Genomic DNA, 1,949 nt, shown 5'->3' on the forward strand with positions numbered 1-1,949 from the left:
TGAACGTTTTTTAATCACTAATTAATAATCATCAATTAATAATTAAACAGTGGAGAATATCGGAGTCGAACCGATGACCTCCTGCGTGCAAGGCAGGCGCTCTAGCCAGCTGAGCTAATCCCCCATTACATTAGTAGCTAGTTAACCAGTTATTAGTTAACAGTACTTATAACGGCTACTCAACCTCTAAAATTTCCTTTCAATATGTCTTTATGAACTTTTTTCGTAGTCTCAGGCAGACTCGAACTGCCGACCTCTACATTATCAGTGTAGCGCTCTAACCAGCTGAGCTATGAGACTGCATCATTTTATATAATTGACAGACGATTAAGACTAAATATCTCGTTTTACCGAGTCGTCGTATTGCGCTTTTACTATTAATAGTAATTGCTCTAGAAAGGAGGTGTTCCAGCCGCACCTTCCGGTACGGCTACCTTGTTACGACTTAGCCCCAGTTACCAGTTTTACCCTAGGCCGCTCCTTACGGCAACGGACTTCAGGTACCCCCAGCTTCCATGGCTTGACGGGCGGTGTGTACAAGGCCCGGGAACGTATTCACCGCATCATGGCTGATATGCGATTACTAGCGATTCCAGCTTCACGCAGTCGAGTTGCAGACTGCGATCCGAACTGTGATAGGGTTTGTAGATTCGCTCCTGGTCGCCCAGTGGCTGCTCTCTGTCCCTACCATTGTAGCACGTGTGTAGCCCAGGACGTAAGGGCCGTGATGATTTGACGTCATCCCCACCTTCCTCACAGTTTGCACTGGCAGTCTGGCTAGAGTTCCCGACATTACTCGCTGGCAACTAACCACAGGGGTTGCGCTCGTTATAGGACTTAACCTGACACCTCACGGCACGAGCTGACGACAACCATGCAGCACCTTGCAATCTGTCCGAAGAAAAGTCTATTTCTAGACCTGTCAGACTGCATTTAAGCCCTGGTAAGGTTCCTCGCGTATCATCGAATTAAACCACATGCTCCACCGCTTGTGCGGGCCCCCGTCAATTCCTTTGAGTTTCATTCTTGCGAACGTACTCCCCAGGTGGGTTACTTATCACTTTCGCTTAGCCACCCAGCTCTCAATTGAGCCGGACAGCTAGTAACCATCGTTTACGGCGTAGACTACCAGGGTATCTAATCCTGTTCGCTACCTACGCTTTCGTCCATCAGCGTCAGTATATTATTAGTGATCTGCCTTCGCAATCGGTATTCTGAGTAATATCTATGCATTTCACCGCTACACTACTCATTCTAACCACTTCATAATAACTCTAGACAATCAGTATCAATGGCAATTCTCCCGTTGAGCGGAAGACTTTCACCACTGACTTAACTGCCCGCCTACGGACCCTTTAAACCCAATGATTCCGGATAACGCTTGGATCCTCCGTATTACCGCGGCTGCTGGCACGGAGTTAGCCGATCCTTATTCGTAGAGTACCGTCAGCTCCCTACACGTAGGGAGGTTTCTTCCTCTATAAAAGCAGTTTACAACCCATAGGGCAGTCTTCCTGCACGCGGCATGGCTGGATCAGAGTTGCCTCCATTGTCCAATATTCCTCACTGCTGCCTCCCGTAGGAGTCTGGTCCGTGTCTCAGTACCAGTGTGGGGGATCTCCCTCTCAGGACCCCTACCTATCGATGCCTTGGTAAGCCGTTACCTTACCAACAAACTAATAGGACGCATACTCATCTATTACCACCTCAGTTTTAATTATAAAATGATGCCATCTCATAATACTATGGAGGATTAATCCAAATTTCTTCGGGCTATACTCCAGTAATAGGTAGATTGTATACGCGTTACGCACCCGTGCGCCACTCGTCAGCCAGAGCAAGCTCTGCTGTTACCGTTCGACTTGCATGTGTTAGGCCTGCCGCTAGCGTTCATCCTGAGCCAGGATCAAACTCTTCATCGTTGTTTTTTAAATATTTTACAATACTTA

At 47.5% G+C, this 1,949-nt stretch carries 2 tRNA genes and 1 rRNA gene; all 3 read right to left on the minus strand.

Going from position 1 to position 1,949, the window contains the following annotated elements:
• Positions 1–50: 50 nt before the first annotated feature.
• The 3 genes from KW502_RS15175 to KW502_RS15185 all read right to left on the minus strand — a co-directional run bounded on the left by KW502_RS15175 (position 51) and on the right by KW502_RS15185 (position 1,922).
• A tRNA-Ala gene (locus KW502_RS15175) sits at positions 51–124 on the minus strand.
• A 102-nt stretch (positions 125–226) separates the two neighbouring features.
• Positions 227–300 (minus strand) — tRNA-Ile (locus KW502_RS15180).
• A gap of 96 nt (positions 301–396) precedes the next feature.
• Positions 397–1,922: ribosomal RNA gene (locus KW502_RS15185) — 16S ribosomal RNA — on the minus strand.
• Positions 1,923–1,949 lie beyond the last annotated feature (27 nt).

The sequence above is a fragment of the Mesonia aestuariivivens genome (assembly GCF_019311235.1).
In the GTDB taxonomy this organism is placed as follows: Bacteria; Bacteroidota; Bacteroidia; order Flavobacteriales; family Flavobacteriaceae; genus Mesonia; species Mesonia aestuariivivens.